Annotated in this window: 16 protein-coding genes; 8 read left to right on the plus strand and 8 right to left on the minus strand. The window is 43.3% G+C overall.

The genetic code is table 11. From position 1 onward, the window contains the following. Positions 1–19 precede the first annotated feature (19 nt). A complete protein-coding gene (locus tag ACVBDY_RS19480) occupies positions 20–718 on the minus strand; it encodes a ComF family protein (protein WP_447177136.1) in 699 nt (232 codons plus the stop codon). Positions 719–1106: 388 nt separating this feature from the next. On the opposite strand from ACVBDY_RS19480, the gene ACVBDY_RS19485 reads away from it, so the two are divergent. Together ACVBDY_RS19485 and ACVBDY_RS19490 are read left to right on the plus strand one after the other, a co-directional pair. Next, the gene (locus ACVBDY_RS19485; protein WP_447177137.1) at positions 1107–2669 is read left to right on the plus strand and encodes a glycine--tRNA ligase; all 1563 of its coding nucleotides are present in this window, start codon (positions 1107–1109) and stop codon (positions 2667–2669) included. Positions 2670–2962: 293 nt separating this feature from the next. Beyond that, positions 2963–4036 (plus strand): PA0069 family radical SAM protein, encoded by a 1074-nt coding sequence (locus tag ACVBDY_RS19490; RefSeq protein WP_447177138.1) that lies wholly within the window; start codon positions 2963–2965, stop codon positions 4034–4036. On the opposite strand, the gene ACVBDY_RS19495 is transcribed toward ACVBDY_RS19490, so the two are convergent. The 7 genes from ACVBDY_RS19495 to ACVBDY_RS19525 form a co-directional block, all read right to left on the minus strand. After that, the gene (locus ACVBDY_RS19495) at positions 4033–4494 is read right to left on the minus strand and encodes a hypothetical protein (protein ID WP_447177139.1); all 462 of its coding nucleotides are present in this window, start codon (positions 4492–4494) and stop codon (positions 4033–4035) included. The genes ACVBDY_RS19490 and ACVBDY_RS19495 overlap by 4 nt on opposite strands. Before the next feature lie 47 nt (positions 4495–4541). After that, entirely contained in the window at positions 4542–5195 is a 654-nt protein-coding gene (locus ACVBDY_RS19500) for an HD domain-containing protein (RefSeq protein ID WP_447177140.1), read from the minus strand. 66 nt (positions 5196–5261) lie between these two features. Further along, on the minus strand, positions 5262–6251 hold the full coding sequence (locus ACVBDY_RS19505) for an acyl-ACP desaturase (RefSeq protein WP_447177141.1): 990 nt from the start codon (positions 6249–6251) through the stop codon (positions 5262–5264). A gap of 7 nt (positions 6252–6258) precedes the next feature. After that, on the minus strand, positions 6259–6993 hold the full coding sequence (locus tag ACVBDY_RS19510) for a lysophospholipid acyltransferase family protein (protein ID WP_447177142.1): 735 nt from the start codon (positions 6991–6993) through the stop codon (positions 6259–6261). 83 nt (positions 6994–7076) lie between these two features. Further along, on the minus strand, positions 7077–8057 hold the full coding sequence (locus tag ACVBDY_RS19515; protein ID WP_447177143.1) for an ABC transporter ATP-binding protein: 981 nt from the start codon (positions 8055–8057) through the stop codon (positions 7077–7079). 265 nt (positions 8058–8322) lie between these two features. After that, complete coding sequence (locus ACVBDY_RS19520; RefSeq protein ID WP_447177144.1) at positions 8323–8700, minus strand: TM2 domain-containing protein; 378 nt, start codon at positions 8698–8700, stop codon at positions 8323–8325. 134 nt (positions 8701–8834) lie between these two features. Continuing rightward, a complete protein-coding gene (locus ACVBDY_RS19525; RefSeq protein WP_447177145.1) occupies positions 8835–9785 on the minus strand; it encodes a 2-hydroxyacid dehydrogenase in 951 nt (316 codons plus the stop codon). Between the two features lie 197 nt (positions 9786–9982). Between ACVBDY_RS19525 and ACVBDY_RS19530 the strand changes: the two genes are divergently transcribed. From ACVBDY_RS19530 to ACVBDY_RS19555, 6 genes are all read left to right on the plus strand, one after another. Further along, a complete protein-coding gene (locus ACVBDY_RS19530; protein ID WP_447177146.1) occupies positions 9983–10549 on the plus strand; it encodes a 30S ribosomal protein S16 in 567 nt (188 codons plus the stop codon). A gap of 16 nt (positions 10550–10565) precedes the next feature. After that, positions 10566–11090, plus strand: a complete 525-nt coding sequence (gene rimM / locus ACVBDY_RS19535) for a ribosome maturation factor RimM (RefSeq protein WP_447177147.1) — start codon at positions 10566–10568, stop codon at positions 11088–11090. A gap of 86 nt (positions 11091–11176) precedes the next feature. Then, complete coding sequence (locus ACVBDY_RS19540; protein ID WP_447177148.1) at positions 11177–11902, plus strand: tRNA1(Val) (adenine(37)-N6)-methyltransferase; 726 nt, start codon at positions 11177–11179, stop codon at positions 11900–11902. Positions 11903–12174: 272 nt separating this feature from the next. Then, entirely contained in the window at positions 12175–13212 is a 1038-nt protein-coding gene (locus ACVBDY_RS19545) for a LacI family DNA-binding transcriptional regulator (RefSeq protein ID WP_447177149.1), read from the plus strand. Positions 13213–13588: 376 nt separating this feature from the next. Continuing rightward, positions 13589–14575, plus strand: a complete 987-nt coding sequence (locus ACVBDY_RS19550; RefSeq protein WP_447177150.1) for a glycoside hydrolase family 43 protein — start codon at positions 13589–13591, stop codon at positions 14573–14575. A gap of 72 nt (positions 14576–14647) precedes the next feature. Further along, positions 14648–16390 carry a GMC family oxidoreductase gene (locus tag ACVBDY_RS19555; RefSeq protein WP_447177151.1) on the plus strand — a complete coding sequence of 581 codons (1743 nt, stop codon included), beginning with the start codon at positions 14648–14650 and terminating at the stop codon, positions 16388–16390. Positions 16391–16409 lie beyond the last annotated feature (19 nt).

A 16409-nucleotide genomic window follows, 5' to 3' on the forward strand; every position in this document is an offset into this window, starting at 1 on the left:
TAACGATTATTTTTAAAAATTATACGGTAATAGCCATGGTAGCAATACTTACTTTAACATTCCCGTGTTTTTGCAGGGTTCGGGTGCAACGTTCCAGTGTTGACCCCGTGGTTATGACATCATCGACCAGTAATATATGACAGGGGACAGAAGGCATGCCTTGCCGTATATCGAAGATGCTTTCACTTTCCTTCCAGCGTGCAAGCCGGGTTTTAAATGTCTGTGCTTTTGCATTGGTTGTTTTAACAAGAATATCTTCCCTGTATTCCACTTGCAGGGCTTGGGCAATACATTTTGCAAAGGCAGAAACCTGGTTATACCCTCTTTTCCGCTGTTTTTTAGGGTGTAGGGGTACCGGAATGACCATATCTACCTTGTTTGACAGATCGGTTTCCAATAGACAGGTTCCGTACCACTTTCCCAAAAACGTCCCTATTTCCGAATGGCCTTTATATTTCAGATGATGTATCAACTGCTGTGTAACCCCTTTTTTACGGAACAGTAAAAATGCTGTGGCAAATTCTATTTTTACCCTGCCGTAAAATATTTTTTCTACCGGGTTTTCGCGGGTACGGTGATATTCCGTTACCGGGAGCTGGTGTCTGCATGCCGTACATATAATACGTTCGCCGGGGGATAAACGGACAGAACAACCCGGGCACATTTCCGGAAAGAGCAGGTTGTATATATCACTTACAATGCGGAGAGGAAATATCATTTTAAGGACCTGGTTTTTTCAAATTTAGGCATTACCGGGGAAATATGCACGAACAGATGGTAATGTCAGGGCAAACGCATCATGTACATAGTATCTGATAATGTGAGAATGTGACCATGAGTTAAAGGAGCTTGGGAAATGAGAGGACAGAGATTGTAAGGATGACCGGGAGACCAGGTGCCTTTCGGCCCCACTCAGAACGGCAACTGGTAACCTGCAACCTTGACTATTTATAATTTTATGATGTGTTTGCCCTGACAGTAATATGAAAGCAGTATTTTGTGCAATATGCAGAAGCATAAGGTTTGTAACAAAAAATAATGGCAAAACCCTCTTTTTTCGGTCGGAATGTCTTATTTTTTGCAGTTAAAAATTCTATTTTTGCGCTATGGCAAATCAAGACGAACATTTTAAGAAGGTAATAGCTCACGCAAAGGAATACGGCTATATATTCCCTTCGAGTGAAATATACGACGGACTCAGTGCAGTATATGACTATGCACAGAACGGGGCCGAACTCAAGAAGAATATCCGGGAGTACTGGTGGAAAGCTATGGTGCAGATGCATGAAAATATTGTGGGAATAGATGCTGCGATCTTTATGCACCCTACTACCTGGAAAGCTTCGGGCCACGTAGATGCTTTTAACGATCCGCTTATCGACAACAAGGATTCCAAAAAGCGATACCGGGCCGATGTGCTTGTGGAAGATTATGTTGCCAAAATTGAAGCTAAGATAGAGAAGGAAGTCGCAAAGGCACAGAAGCGTTTTGGTGATACTTTCGATAAAGAACAGTTTCTGGCAACAAACGGAAGGGTTATAGAATACCAGGAAAAGGCCGATACCATACTCAAGCGTCTTGGGAAATCCCTGGAAAATGAAGATCTGGCCGATGTTAAGGCGCTTATAGAAGAGCTGGAAATCGCCGATCCGGAAACGGGTTCGAGGAACTGGACGGACGTGAAGCAGTTTAACCTGATGTTTGGCACCAAACTGGGAGCTTCGGCGGACAGCGCCATGGATCTGTACCTTCGTCCGGAAACAGCGCAGGGAATTTTTGTAAACTTCCTCAACGTTCAGAAAAGCGGAAGGATGAAGATCCCGTTCGGTATAGCACAGACCGGAAAAGCCTTCCGGAACGAAATCGTAGCACGGCAGTTTATTTTCCGTCAGCGGGAATTCGAACAGATGGAAATGCAGTTTTTTGTTCGCCCCGGTGAGCAGAAGAAATGGTACGAAACCTGGAAGGAAAACCGATTGAAATGGCATCTTTCTCTGGGAATGGGAGAAGACAATTACCGTTTTCACGATCATGAAAAACTGGCCCATTATGCAGATGCGGCTACGGATATAGAATTCAGGTTCCCGTTCGGGTTCAAAGAACTGGAAGGGATTCATTCGCGTACGGATTTTGACCTGAGTAACCACGAAAAATTCTCCGGTAAGAAACTACAGTATTTCGATCCGGAACTCAATGAGAGTTATGTGCCTTATGTGGTAGAAACGTCCATAGGACTGGATCGTATGTTCCTGGCTGTGTTTTCCAATTCCCTGAAGGATGAAGAACTGGAAAACGGCACTACAAGGACCGTATTAAAAATACCGGCTGTGCTGGCCCCTACCAAAGCGGCGATACTTCCACTGTTGAAAAAAGACGGACTGCCGGAAGTGGCTCGTAAGATCGTAGACGAACTGAAGTGGGATTTTATGGTACAGTACGACGAGAAGGATGCCGTAGGGCGCCGTTACCGGAGGCAGGATGCCGCCGGGACCCCGTTCTGTATCACCGTGGACCACCAGACGCTGGAGGATGATACGGTAACCATCCGCTACAGGGATACCATGGAGCAACAACGTGTTCCCGTTGCGGAACTGCGGAACATCATTTTCCGTGAGACAGACATGCGTACCTGGCTGGTAGGTATGGACCATGTGGAAAAGAGCGTATAACTAATACAATAAAGGGGAATAGTTACGTTATAGATAACAGTCCCTCTGTTTATATATTGTAGAATGTACAAGGCAATGGCTTATTCAACCGGAGCAGTACATTCTACAATTTTTTTATACCCTTGTCATCAGGTTTTAAACCTGTCCCGTTTTATCACCACTTACAATCATCCATCCGGAGATGAACTTCTTTTGAATTTTATATGTATTTGATATTCAGGCAATAGAATTGTTGTTGATAATCATTTTATGCTTTAACATTTTCAGGGATCCCTATTTTGTAAATTTAAACTATGGAAAAAGATGCCTACATAAAAGGAAGGGGAGCACAGGGAAATGTGAAGAACAGATTCCTGGAAATGTCGCATGAAATGAGGGATGATTTCCTGGAATATTGCAGGCTGGAGGGCGATGAAGCGGACAATAACAAGACACAATATCTGAAAGTATTTCCCAAGACCATTGTAAATAAGGTGGACAGTCCTGATGTGGGGATGGGATATTCGATGAACCCATACCAGGGCTGCGAACACGGCTGTATTTACTGTTATGCACGCAATAGCCACGAGTATTGGGGATACAGCGCCGGACTGGATTTTGAAAGGCGTATCCTGGTCAAGGAAAACGCGCCGAAGTTACTGGAAGAAAAACTTAGAAGTAAGAACTGGAAAGCGCATACTGTAGTGCTCTCCGGAAATACGGATTGTTACCAGCCGGCGGAACAGCGTTTCTTTATTACCCGTGAATGTTTGAAGGTGTTCCTGAAATACAGACATCCGGTGGGGATCATTACTAAAAATGCCCTGGTCATGCGCGACCTGGATATTCTTAAAGACCTGGCTGCGGATAATCTGATTGCGGTCAATATATCGGTAACCTCTCTTTCTGAAGAAACCAGGAGGATACTGGAGCCCCGGACAGCGAGTATAAAGAAAAGGCTGGAAACGGTGCGGAAATTATCGGAAAACGGTATTCCCGTGAATGTAATGATCGCCCCGATAATCCCTTCGATAAACAGCCATGAGGTGTTGCCGCTGGCAAAAGCCGCTGCGGATAACGGAGCGGTTTCTATCGGGCATACCATTGTAAGACTGAACGGAGCTATAGGACAGCTATTTTCAGAGTGGATAAGAAAAGCGATGCCGGACAAGGCAGATAAAGTACTTCACCAGATCGAAGATTGCCACGGAGGGAGCCTTAACGACAGCCGTTACGGTAAGCGTATGACAGGAGAGGGCAGAATAGCAGAGCAGATCCATACGCTGTTTCGGATAGCAAAACGGAAGTACTTCGCAGATACGTCTTACCCGCATCTCAACACTTCACTTCACGAAAGGTACAAAGACGGACAGTTAAAACTTTTTTAGTGAGTACAGTCTGTTTTTTCAGCTGTTAAAACGAATGCTCCCTCTTTTCCGGGATTGGTAGTGATCTTTGCCTCATTATCGGTTATCTCTATACGGATGTCCTGGGTTTCGGTCATTCCTTCCTGGTTAAAGGTGTATTTTCCCAGGATGATCCCGTCTTTCATGGTTCCTTCGAAGGTGCCGCTTCTTCCGTCCTTTTCGGCGGGGAACCAGTTGAATATACCACGGGCTTTCTTCTGTTCCACACGAAGCGTCAATATGGTCGAGTCACGGATAACGCGATCTTCCCGTTTGATGTCCTTTCCGGTGGATAAGAAGCAAAGGTCTATGGTCTCGACCGGGGCTGAGGTCTGGGTTTCATTAGGAGTGCTTTCATCTTTTTGCTGTTCTTTTTTTTCGCCTTTACATCCGACAAACAAAAAGAAAACTGCAAAAGCAGGGATAAGTAAATTTTTCATATATGGGAGATTTGGTTATACCTGATAATAAATAAAGGTAGTGAAAATTATTTTTCCCCATTCCACTCTCCGTAAAACTGTTCCAGGAAGCCTTCCATGTAACGGTGTCTTTCCAGGGCAATCCGTTTGCCCGTTTCCGTGTTCATCATATCTTTTAAAAGAAGGAGTTTCTCGTAGAAATGATTGATCGTAGGAGCCGTACTTTTTTTATACTCTTCCTTGGTTTCGTAGCGTATGGGCGGGATATCCGGGTTGTGTAATTCCCGGTTCTTAAATCCGCCGTAATTGAATGTACGCGCAATACCAATAGCTCCTATGGCATCCAGTCTGTCGGCATCCTGTACCACGTCGAGCTCCCTGGAGCGAAAGCTTTTGGTTTCGTAACTACCTTTAAAAGAAATATTTTGAATGATCCGCACGACATGGTCCGTAATTTCCTTAGGCACGTTCTGCCCTTCGAGGAAAGACCGGGCAATTGCGGGACCAATACTTTCATCACCATTGTGGAATTTACTATCGGCAATATCATGGAGCAGGGCGCCGAGTTGTACGATCACCATGTCTACTTCTTCATGGCGCGCAATAAGCAAGGTGTTGTTGTAAACCCTTTGAATATGGAACCAGTCGTGGCCACCCTCCGCGTTTTCTAATTGCTGCTTTACAAAAGCTATAGTGTTTGGAATTATATCGGGATTATTCATAATGGAAAATTAAAAAAATCCTTTCGGATTGAGGAAAGGATTCTTAAAAGTATGAGTGTTTTTGTTTTATCTTACTGTTGCGGGTTCTACCCATCTGAATATATGGGATTCCTGAGGGATTTTTATCCTTTCGGAAATTCTGAGCATTCTCGCAGGGAGTTTCATCAGGTAATCTCTTGCTTTTTCTGCTTCATCGGTCAGCCCCGTAATTTTGTCGACCTGCCACTTGGCAATCAGTTTCTGGATGATATCTACATAATCATAAGAAGTGTAGACTCCGATACGCTGTGCAGAATCCGAAAACTGTTCCCACGCTTCTCCCAGTTTCTGACCGGATTCTCTCAAAAAATGAGCAGGCATGGTTATTTTCTGTTTCATCATATACTGAAATGCCAACATCATCTGGCTCGGGTCTACTTCAAAAATTCGCCTTACAAATTCGCTGTAGGCCTGGTGATGGCGCATTTCGTCTCCGGAAATGATCTTACACATTTTGGAGAGTCTCTGGTTGCCGTATTTTTTCGCCAGTTTGGCAACACGGTTATGTGAAATGTATGTGGCGAGTTCCTGAAAACTGGTATACACGAAGTTTTTATAAGGATCGGTATCCGTACCAATGTCAAACCCGTCATTAATAAGGTGGTGTGTAGTGCGTTCCACTTCTTTCATATTAACCCTTCCGGAAAGGTAAAGGTATTTATTCAGTACATCTCCGTGACGGTTCTCTTCACCTGTCCAGTGTCTTACCCATCTTGACCAGCCATTTCTTCCGATCTGGTCTATCCCTTCCACATCCATCAGCCAGGATTCATAAGTGGGAAGTGCTTCTTCCGTAATGGTGTCTCCCACCAGTACTACCCAGAAATCATATGGCATTTCCTTGGCCAGTTCGCGTAACTCTTTTACGTCTTCCAGAAAATTTTCATTTTCGGAATCGGGCAAAAAGTCACTGGGTTGCCAGATGGTATCCACAGGGATTAAATATTTATCCACAAAAGTATCGATATCTTTCTCCAGAAGCTGCATTACTTCCAGTCGTACGTTTTTTATAGACATAATAAATTTATATGGTTATTCCTTGTTTTACTGCGTTTTCCGTTCTTTCTATTATTTCATTAAAAGGAACATTTTGGATGGCAAATGGTTGTTGTATGGTGAAGGTTATCCGGTTACACAAAGTTAAGGGAAAATTGCCGTTTTTAACAATTTTCCACGAATTATTTATACTTAAGGGTACAATATAAGCGGATGTTGCATATTTGCACAAGATTTTCAGACCATTCTCCGAAAAGCGTTTCGGGACCCCGTTTTTACTTCGTGTACCTTCCGGAAAAATAACGGTAGCCCGGTTGTGTTTTTCAATGTATTCCGCCATCGCTTTTATAGCGGGAAGCGCTTGTTTCGGATCTTTGCGGTCTATGAGCGCGGAACCTCCGTGTCTCAGGTTAAATGAAACACTGGGGATGCCTCTGCCAAGCTCTTTTTTACTGATAAATTTAGGATGGAATTTCCGCATATACCAGATGATCGGAGGGATGTCGTACATGCTTTGATGGTTGGCAACGATAATAAGCGGTACACCTTCCGGTACGAGATGACGATTTTCGAATGTGTAGGTAGTCCCCAGTATATTGGTACAACGTACTAAAAAGAAGTTCAGTATGGAAACACTTTTCTTATGGGCAGTGTACCCGAAAAGGTTGAGACATATCCACTGGATGCCGTGAAATACAACCAGACATAGCCCGAAACACGAATAAAACAGGGCAGAAAGCGGATAGGACAATATTTTTTTCATAACAGGTATTTAGCTAGTACGGCCCACCGTAACCGGTTTCAGGCGCAAATATAAGTTACCGAATAGAGTAGCGGGTTTTCTTTTTATTCTTTTAGTCTTTCTTTAACTATCTTTTCTTCCGCTTTGAGACATACGGTTTTCTCCGGTGTTATGGGGTAAGGGTGTTCGAAGAAAAGTGGTGCTCCCTGGTGCAGGGCCCTAATGAGGTAGCGGTTACCTTCAAAATAGGACTCCTTGACACGTACACGAAGGGCGGATTCTTCGGTGGGGTGTAATTCGTGGGTGTATACGAGTATTCTTTTGTCATCGGAATAATTTTCTCCGGGAAAGAGAAGGTTTACCGGGATTTCATTGACTTCCCCGAAGAGAGAAGCGATGTATTTATTGCCGGGGTTTTGATACAGTTGCACCGGGTCGTCCTGGCGAATGACCTTGCCTTCCTTCATAACCAATGTTTTGTCAGCATGCGAAAGTGCGTCAACACTGTCGTGAGTGGCAATGATACAGGTAATATTCTTTTTCCGGATGAAGGCAAAGAGGTCTCTGCGCAGTTTATTGGTACGGAAACTGTCTATATGGCTGAACGGTTCGTCCAGCAGCAGTATTTCCGGCTTCTGAGCCACGGCCCTGGCCAGCGCAACCCTTTGTTGTTGTCCCCCGCTAAGGTTTCCCGGTCTTACATCTTCGTATTCCCGGAGCTCTACCATCTCCAGGAGTTCATCTATTCTTTCGGATTTTTCTTCCCGGTAAAAATTGGACAGGAACTTTCCTATATTATCCCTTACCGATATATAGGGCATAAGGTCAAAGTCCTGCGCCAGATATTTCATGTAGGGCTCCCCGGGAACCAGATTATGTGCAGGGCCAAGTATTCTTTTGTCTTTCCAGTAAATTTCTCCTTCATCGAGGTCATAGAGACCGTAGATGGCACGTAAAAGTGTGCTTTTTCCGGAACCGCTTTCCCCGATCACAGATATGACCTGGCCGGGATTGGCCCGAAAACTTACAGTATTTAGCACTGGTTTTTCCGAAAAACGGAATGAAATATCCTTAATGTCTAGCATTTTTTGACAGATACGAGGGTTTCGGACAAAGATAATGGCTTTGTGTAAAAAGGAAAATCGGCAATCGTTTTTTTGAGACCTGTTACCGGTGAACTAACAAATACCTTTCGATCTTTTAAATTCCGCATCCTGTTTCCGATCAAAAAAGAAGCTACCGGAATACGCCGATAGCTTCTCAGATTATGGTTTACAGGGTATTGCCCTTCTTAACTTAGTTGAAAAAGTAATAGTTCGGAAAAATGACATGGATCAGCCGTTCCGGATATCAGAACCAGGGCTTTTTACCGATCTGGTACGTATTGTAAAATTCTTCATCTGACTTGGTAAGGTATATGATCCCTTCGACCAGACCTATGATGCCCCCGAGACCGCACAGGAAGGAAAGAAGTATTTGAATGATCCCTTCTTTGTTATAGCCGAGGATAAATTTGTGAATTCCCAAAGCCCCTATCACGATAGCCAATACTCCTGCAAGTATTTTTTTATTTTCCTGGCTTTTAAGGGCTTCTTGTACACCGTCACTGAATTCCCTGGCACTTTCTTTGGCCTCGTCACCTATTTCCTTAGCGGTTTTCTTTGCTTCTTCGCCCATTTCTTTTGCTTTGTCAGAAAAGCTTTTTTCGTCTTTATTTTCTTCACTCATGATTGAAAATGGTTTCGGTTTGATTATAGTATGTTAAAAATATGAAAATTTTTCATATACGAGCGATCCGGGAGGTTTTTTGTTAAAAAAGGATCTTTTCCGGAAGGTCTGTGAGGTTGGTTATTTTATCTGTGTTAACAGTTATAAAAGAGTTTGATTTTATCTGCGATAGTTTGAGCCAGTTTGATGTTGCTTTCAAAAGTCCATCCTGCGACATGAGGCGACAACAATACATTGTCGGCTTGTAACAGGTATTGAAATGCTTCGGGTATACGATCTTCGGAGAAAAGAGATTCGAAAGAAGTTTTTTCATATTCAAGCACATCCAGCCCTGCGCCGAGGACTTTTTTAACTTTTAGGGCTTCGGTCAGATCTTTGGTAATAACACTTTTCCCCCGGGCAGTATTGATCAACCAGAAAGGTCTCGCAAAACCATTAATAAAATTGCGGTCCACCATTTTATCCGTAAAGGGAGTGAGCGGGGTGTGCAGGCTCACCACGTCGGCTTTCTGCTGTAATTCGTCCAGGGAGACTTGCGTAGCATTTTCATCGCCGACATCCGGAAGGATGTCGTAACAGATGACCTGGCAATCAAATCCCCTTAGTTTTCGGGCGAAAGCTTTTCCCATGTTGCCATAACCGATAATACCTATGGTTTTTCCTTCGAGTTCATGACCGCGATTCGCTTCCCGGAGCCATTGCCCCGCCCGGATTTCCCGATCTGCTCTGTTGAGGTTATTAAACAAAGAGAGCAGCATTCCGAGCGCTTGTTCGCCTACAGCATTTCGATTGCCTTCGGGAGCGGCGATGAGATGAATGTTCTTTTCCCGGGCATAGTCGCAATCTATATTTTCAAGGCCTGCTCCTACCCTGGCAATAAATTGTAGTTTTCCGGCTTTGTCCAAAAATTCCCGGTCTATCTTAAAACGGCTTCGGATGACAATGCCCTGGTATTGGTCTATACCCTCTTCTATTTCGGCTTTGGAAGAAGTATAATCCATATGGTTTTCAAAACCTGTCTGTTCGAGCTGTTCCCATAACAAGGGGTGATTGCTGTCTATATGTAATATCTTTGCTTTTTTCAAGATCTTGTGTGTTTATGTGTTATTTGCTGAAGGACGGATCAAAATTAGATTTTTTCACCTGAAAAAAGTAATGACCTAAAAGAAAATAAATTATAAGGATAGGATACGGCAAAAAATCGTTATATTTGCACCCTCCTTTTCGGAAGGAGATTTATAATTAATAACCGGGGTCGGGAACCCCATATAATTAATGTACTATGCCTGTAAGAATAAGATTGCAAAGACACGGTAGAAAAGGAAAGCCTTTTTATTGGATCGTAGCTGCGGACTCACGCGCTAAAAGAGATGGTAAATTTCTGGAGAAACTGGGAACTTACAACCCTAACACCAACCCTGCGCAGATAGACCTCGATGTAGACGGTTCTGTAAAGTGGTTACAAAATGGTGCTCAACCTTCGGAAACTGCCAAAAGAATTCTTTCTTACAAAGGAGTGTTACTCAAAAAACACTTACTTGGTGGTGTAAAGAAAGGTGCTTTGACCCAAGAAGAGGCAGAAGCTAAATTTGAAGCATGGCTGGAAGAAAAAACCGGAAAGGTTTCTGAGAAGACCGAAGGATTGTCCAAAGCTAAAGAAGAAGCTAGAGCAAAAGCATTAGAAGCGGAAAGAGAGATCAGCGAGAAGCGGAAAACAGAAGCTACCCAGGAAGAAGCTCCTGAAGAGGAAGTTGCAGAAGAAGCTGCACCTGAGGAGGTAGAAGAAGTAGAGGCTACGGCAGAAGCCGGGGATGAAGCCGCTGAAGAAAACAAAGAAGCTGCAGAGTAGTTAATATTTAGAAGGGATGAAGAAAGAAGATTGCTTCTATCTCGGAAAAATTGTTAAGAAATACAGCTTTAAGGGCGAGGTATTGGTAAAACTGGATACCGATGAGCCCGAATTGTACGAAAATCTGGAATCAGTGTTCATCGCCATGGGGCATGACCTGATTCCTTTTTTTATTGAAGAATCATCCCTGCATAAGTCAAATTTGTTGAGACTCCGACTCGAAGATGTTCTTACCGAAGAAGATGCGGATGCCTTGATGAAGGCAGAACTTTACCTTCCGTTGACCGCATTACCCAAACTTTCCGGAAATAAATTCTACTTTCATGAAATTATAGGTTTTACGGTTATGGATAAAACCTTCGGAAAAGTTGGAATTGTAAAAGGAGTAAACGATAGCACGGCTCAATCCCTTTTCCTGATTGACCGGGAGGGTAAAGAAGTGCTTATTCCTATGAATGATGAATTCATCGAAAAAATAGACCGTAATAAGCGTACGATTAAAGTTAACACTCCCGAAGGACTGATAGACCTGTATTTATAGTTAGTTACGGCTTTTTTCAATGATTTTCCGATTGATCCTTTGTGTAAAAGGATTTGGTATTTTCGGGAGGAACTAAATTTCCAATGATGTCTGATAAGCCATTTCGTTTTAAAGAATTTTCCGTAGCCCAGAATAAATGTGCCATGAAGGTCGGAACGGATGGAGTGCTTCTCGGTGCATGGGCAGATGTGTCAGGAAATCCTTTTTCAGTCCTGGATATAGGCGCCGGAACGGGGCTTCTGGCATTGATGCTGGCGCAACGTAGCGGGGCGGAGTTGATTGATGCTTTGGAGATAGATGAGGCGGCATATGAGCAGTGTGTTGAAAATTTTGAGAATTCCCCCTGGAACGATCGTTTGTTTTGCTATCATGCTTCACTGGACGAATTTACAAAGGAAACTGAGGATACTTACGAGCTGATAATCTCCAATCCCCCCTTTTTTACAGAAAATGTTCCTTCCGGCGATATACAAAGGGATATAGCGCGGGCCACGATTTCTCTTCCTTTTGAGAAATTGCTGAAGTCTGTGTCTCTGTTGCTTTCAAAAGAAGGTAGTTTTCATGTTGTCATTCCTTATAAAGAAGAAGAAAGTTTTACGGAGATGGCAGGTGAGCTGGGGCTGTTGGCATACCGGATAACCAGGGTCAGAGGTTCCGAAGAGAAAGGAAAAACGGGAATTAAAAGGTCGCTTTTATCATTTTCTTTCCGGGAAAGAGAAGTCGTAGCGGATGAGCTTATCATTGAAAAAGAAAGACATCACTATACGGAACAGTACATAAATCTTACCCGCGATTTTTATCTGAAAATGTAGGTCCGGAACTCTTTATCCTTCCGAAGAAACTGCTAATTTTCGTTTTAATATATTTGTGGCGCACTTGTTAAAAATAACAGGAATGTAAAATATGTTCTGTTTTGTAATAAGTGTTGAAATAGCTTTTTAGTTAGATTATTTAAGTCATTTCCCCGATACTGATAAGCTCAATAATCTGGACTATAATTTTTTATATAACCCATGTACTGCAATCTGATTGCAGACCCACCTGCCACTGGCAGGGTTAAATCTTAACCGACACCAATTAGAAAATGAAGAACAAACGAACCATCCGGGACATAGCAAATGAACTTCAACTATCCATTACTACAGTTTCCCTGGTGCTTAACGGAAAAGCGAGAGAGAACAGGATCAGCCAGGAGGTCATAGACCGGGTGTTAAAGTTTGTTAAGGAGGTGGATTACAGGCCCAATCATTTCGCAAGAAGCCTCAGGAACGGAAAGTCCAAGATCATAGCTTTTATGGCAGAGGATATATCCAACCCCTTTTTCTCCAGTATTGCAAGGCTTATTGAGGATGGTGCAAACAATAGCGGTTATAAAATTGTTTATTGTAGTACGGAAAACAATGCTGAGAAAACGAGGGAACTCATAAAAACCTTTAAGGATAGAAGAGTAGATGCCTATATCATAACCCCTACGGAAGGTATCGAAAAAGAAATCGAAAACCTGGTTGCTAACCGTGTGCCTCTAATGCTGTTTGACCGGTATTTTGCCGGTATTTCTGCCGGGTATGTCGTAATAGACAATGAACAAAGTACCCGGAATGCTATTCAGCATTTCATAGAACGGGGATACAATAACATAGGCTTTGTGACTCTCGATTCTACCCAGACCCAGATGGTCGGCCGATACCTTGGCTATGTCAACGCTATCGAAGTATCCGGTTTACCACAGTTTGTTCTGCGAATCCCCTATGGCAGCACAGAAACTTTTATTGTAAAGGCCGTTACTGAATTTTTATCGGAGAATAAGGAAATAGATAGTCTGTTCTTTTCGTCAAATTACCTGGGGGTAGGCGGACTGAAAGCAGTGAGACAAAAGAATTTGTCTATCCCTGATGATATTGGTATCATAGCCTTTGACGATAGTGAGGTTTTCCGGATGCATACTCCTGCAATAACCACAGTTACCCAGCCGGTAGAAGAAATATCAAAGAAATTGGTGGAAAGTGTACTGTACCAATTGATGCAGGAAGAAGCTTCGGGAGAAATCCGTAGAAATGAAATTGAATTGTCTGCCCGTTTGATGGTAAGGGAGTCAACGGCAGGAAAGAAGAAAACCGTATAATATTTTTGTGCCCAACCCCCCTCATGTCTCTTCTTGCTGCTGTTTTTCGAGTAGTGTTATTCCCGGAGTATTGCCATTTTTTTAAATTAATGCGTTTGCCTGTTTTTTATTTATACTTGTATTTTATTGGTTTTTATGTAAAAAAAACACCTGTACTTTGCCAGATAGATTTTTTTTCGTAAAATAGCGCAATGAATGTTCAATAGACCTCATTTGTTAACAAAATCCGAGATATTAAAAGGTCCCATAATTCTGGTTTTTTCAATAACATGCTAAATCGATTTAGCATATTTTTTATACCAAAAACCTGTTATTATGGGTTCTGTTTTGTTACTGCATGAAGGTTTTTGGGATGTATAACTACAAAAAACAGATTTTGAAATATACAGTATTTTTTAGCGTATTCTTAATTTTCGGCTTTTCGGTAAATGCCCAGGACAAGGCAGAAAATCCGGTTCGCAATAACAACCCGGTTTTCGAAGGGTGGTATGCCGATCCGGAAGGCATTATATTTGACAATAAGTATTGGATATATCCAACCTACTCTGCACCTTACGACAAACAGGTCTTTTTTGACGCATTTTCTTCTCCCGACCTGGTACACTGGACAAAACATGAAAAAGTACTGGATACGACTTCCGTGAAATGGGCGAAAAGAGCTGTTTGGGCGCCTTCTATTATTGAAAAAGATGATAAGTATTTTTTATTTTTTGGGGCCAATGATATACAAAGTGATGATGAGTATGGCGGTATCGGGGTTGCGGTTGCATCCGGGCCGGAAGGTCCGTTTAAGGATTATCTGGGAAAACCGCTTATCGATAAATTCTACAATGGCGCGCAACCTATAGACCAGTTTGTATTTCGGGATTCGGACGGAAAACACTATCTTATTTACGGAGGATGGAAGCATTGTAACATAGCACAACTTAACGATGACTTTACCGGCTTTATTCCTTTTGAGAATGGAGAGACCTTTCGGGAAATCACTCCGGAAAATTATGTTGAAGGTCCGTTTATGTTCATCCGTAACGGAAAATATTACTTCATGTGGTCCGAAGGTGGCTGGACGGGGCCGGATTATAGTGTGGCCTATGCTATTGCGGATTCTCCCATGGGGCCATTTAAGCGCATAGGCAAAATTCTTCAGCAGGATATGGAGGTTGCTACGGGAGCCGGGCACCATTCGGTGATTAAAGTTCCCGGAAAGGACCGTTGGTATATTGTCTACCACCGAAGGCCTTTGGACGAAACGGACGGGAACTCCAGGGAAACCTGTATTGAGGAAATGCATTTTGATGATGACGGATTTATCCTTCCCGTTAAGATTACCGGGGAGGGCGTAAAAAGCGATCCGCTGGAATGAAAAGCTTATAATAAAAAATTAAAGACGCAGAATTACTAATCAGTTTAATTGAAGACCCGTAAAAAATAGAGAATGTCATTTCAGATCAAAGAACAAACCAAGACCTATGATATATGTATTGTAGGCTCCGGAGCAGGAGGAGGTATGGCGGCACACGTACTTTCGGAAGCCGGATTTAAAATAGCGCTGATGGAGGCGGGACCGCATTTCGATCCTGCCAATCCGGAGCAGCGAACGCAGTTGCGCTGGCCCTGGGAATCTCCCAGGCGTGGGGCCAGTACCGTAAGGCCTTTCGGTGATTTTGATATGGCCTATGGAGGCTGGGAGATCGATGGCGAGCCTTACACTAAAGAGCACGGAACAGAGTTTGATTGGTTTCGTTCCCGTATGCTCGGGGGGCGGACGAACCATTGGGGGCGTATATCTCTCCGTTTCGGCCCTCTGGACTTTAAGCGAAAAGATTTTGATGGTAAGGGAGACAACTGGCCTATCGGCTATGATGATGTAAAACCTTATTATGACAAGGTAGACCAAATGATAGGAGTATTCGGTACCAAAGAAAACATCCCTAATGAACCTGATGGTTACTTCCTTCCCCCTCCCAAGCCGAGGTTACACGAATTATATATAAAAAAAGGAGCTGAAAAGGTAGGCGTTCCCATGATCCCTTCCAGGCTTTCCATTCTTACTAAAAGAGTGAACAACAAGCGGGGAGCCTGTTTCTTTTGCAGTCAATGTTCCCGTTCATGCAGCGTTTATGGTGATTTCTCTTCGTCTTCCGTGCTGGTCAACCCGGCAATGGAGACCGGAAATGTAGATCTATATGTCAACGCTATGGTGCGCAAAGTACTTACGAATGATGAAGGAAAGGCTACCGGGATTTCTTATGTAAATAAAGAAGACCTTCAGGAATACGAACTAAAAGCAAAGGTGGTAATCATGGCTGCCAGTGCCTGTAGTTCCGCACGGATATTGTTAAACTCCAAATCGGCAGCACACCCTAACGGGGTGGCAAATTCCAGTGATCTCGTCGGTAAATACCTTCACGATTCCACCGGGGCTTCCCGAATGGGATTAATTCCATCTCTTCTGGACAGAAAACGTTATAATGAAGACGGTGTGGGCGGAATGCACCTGTATACTCCATGGTGGCTAAACGATAGCAAAAATCTCGGGTTTACACGGGGATATCATATCGAATACTGGGGGGGGATGGGAATGCCTGCTTACGGATTTGGTTTTGATATGGAAAAGATGAATGGCCAGGTTCCCGGAAAAGACGGACAGAAGAAAAAGGCAGGAGGATACGGTGCGGATTTCAAGAACGATCTTCGCAGGTTCTACGGCGCTACCTTCGGTATGGCCGGAAGGGGAGAAAGTATTCCGAGAAAAGACAACTTCTGTGAAATCGATCATAATGTAGTGGATAAATACGGTATCCCGGTACTGAAATTTAATTATAAATGGTCTGATGAAGAACGGAAACAGGCTCAGCATATGCATGATACCTTCGAAGAGGTGATCCATTCGATGGGAGGGATTGCCCTGGGAGACAGACCCGGTGCCGAAACCGATTACGGTCTGGAAAATCCCGGAAGGATCATTCATGAAGTAGGGACCACCCGTATGGGTGATGACCCCAAAACATCAGTAGTAAACCGGTATAACCAGGCACACGATGTCCCTAATCTTTTTGTAGTAGACGGAGGCCCTTTTGTGTCTCAGGCAGATAAAAATCCTACCTGGACTATTCTGGCACTGGCCTGGAGAGCATCGGATTACCTGAAGGAAGAAATGAAAAAAATGAATGTTTGAATGAGTTGATGAGTTGATG

The organism is Sinomicrobium halophytocola (assembly GCF_052983395.1).

Bases quoted from the DNA above. Each gene is read 5' to 3' on its own strand.
- ACVBDY_RS19500 (WP_447177140.1), bottom strand. From the start codon at position 5,195: ATGAATAATCCCGATATAATTCCAAACACTATAGCTTTTGTAAAGCAG.
- ACVBDY_RS19495 (WP_447177139.1), bottom strand. From the start codon at position 4,494: ATGAAAAATTTACTTATCCCTGCTTTTGCAGTTTTCTTTTTGTTTGTC.
- ACVBDY_RS19530 (WP_447177146.1), top strand. From the start codon at position 9,983: ATGCCTGTAAGAATAAGATTGCAAAGACACGGTAGAAAAGGAAAGCCT.
- ACVBDY_RS19545 (WP_447177149.1), top strand. From the start codon at position 12,175: ATGAAGAACAAACGAACCATCCGGGACATAGCAAATGAACTTCAACTA.
- ACVBDY_RS19540 (WP_447177148.1), top strand. From the start codon at position 11,177: ATGTCTGATAAGCCATTTCGTTTTAAAGAATTTTCCGTAGCCCAGAAT.
- ACVBDY_RS19510 (WP_447177142.1), bottom strand. From the start codon at position 6,993: ATGAAAAAAATATTGTCCTATCCGCTTTCTGCCCTGTTTTATTCGTGT.
- ACVBDY_RS19505 (WP_447177141.1), bottom strand. From the start codon at position 6,251: ATGTCTATAAAAAACGTACGACTGGAAGTAATGCAGCTTCTGGAGAAA.
- rimM (WP_447177147.1), top strand. From the start codon at position 10,566: ATGAAGAAAGAAGATTGCTTCTATCTCGGAAAAATTGTTAAGAAATAC.
- ACVBDY_RS19490 (WP_447177138.1), top strand. From the start codon at position 2,963: ATGGAAAAAGATGCCTACATAAAAGGAAGGGGAGCACAGGGAAATGTG.
- ACVBDY_RS19480 (WP_447177136.1), bottom strand. From the start codon at position 718: ATGATATTTCCTCTCCGCATTGTAAGTGATATATACAACCTGCTCTTT.
- ACVBDY_RS19520 (WP_447177144.1), bottom strand. From the start codon at position 8,700: ATGAGTGAAGAAAATAAAGACGAAAAAAGCTTTTCTGACAAAGCAAAA.
- ACVBDY_RS19485 (WP_447177137.1), top strand. From the start codon at position 1,107: ATGGCAAATCAAGACGAACATTTTAAGAAGGTAATAGCTCACGCAAAG.
- ACVBDY_RS19515 (WP_447177143.1), bottom strand. From the start codon at position 8,057: ATGCTAGACATTAAGGATATTTCATTCCGTTTTTCGGAAAAACCAGTG.
- ACVBDY_RS19555 (WP_447177151.1), top strand. From the start codon at position 14,648: ATGTCATTTCAGATCAAAGAACAAACCAAGACCTATGATATATGTATT.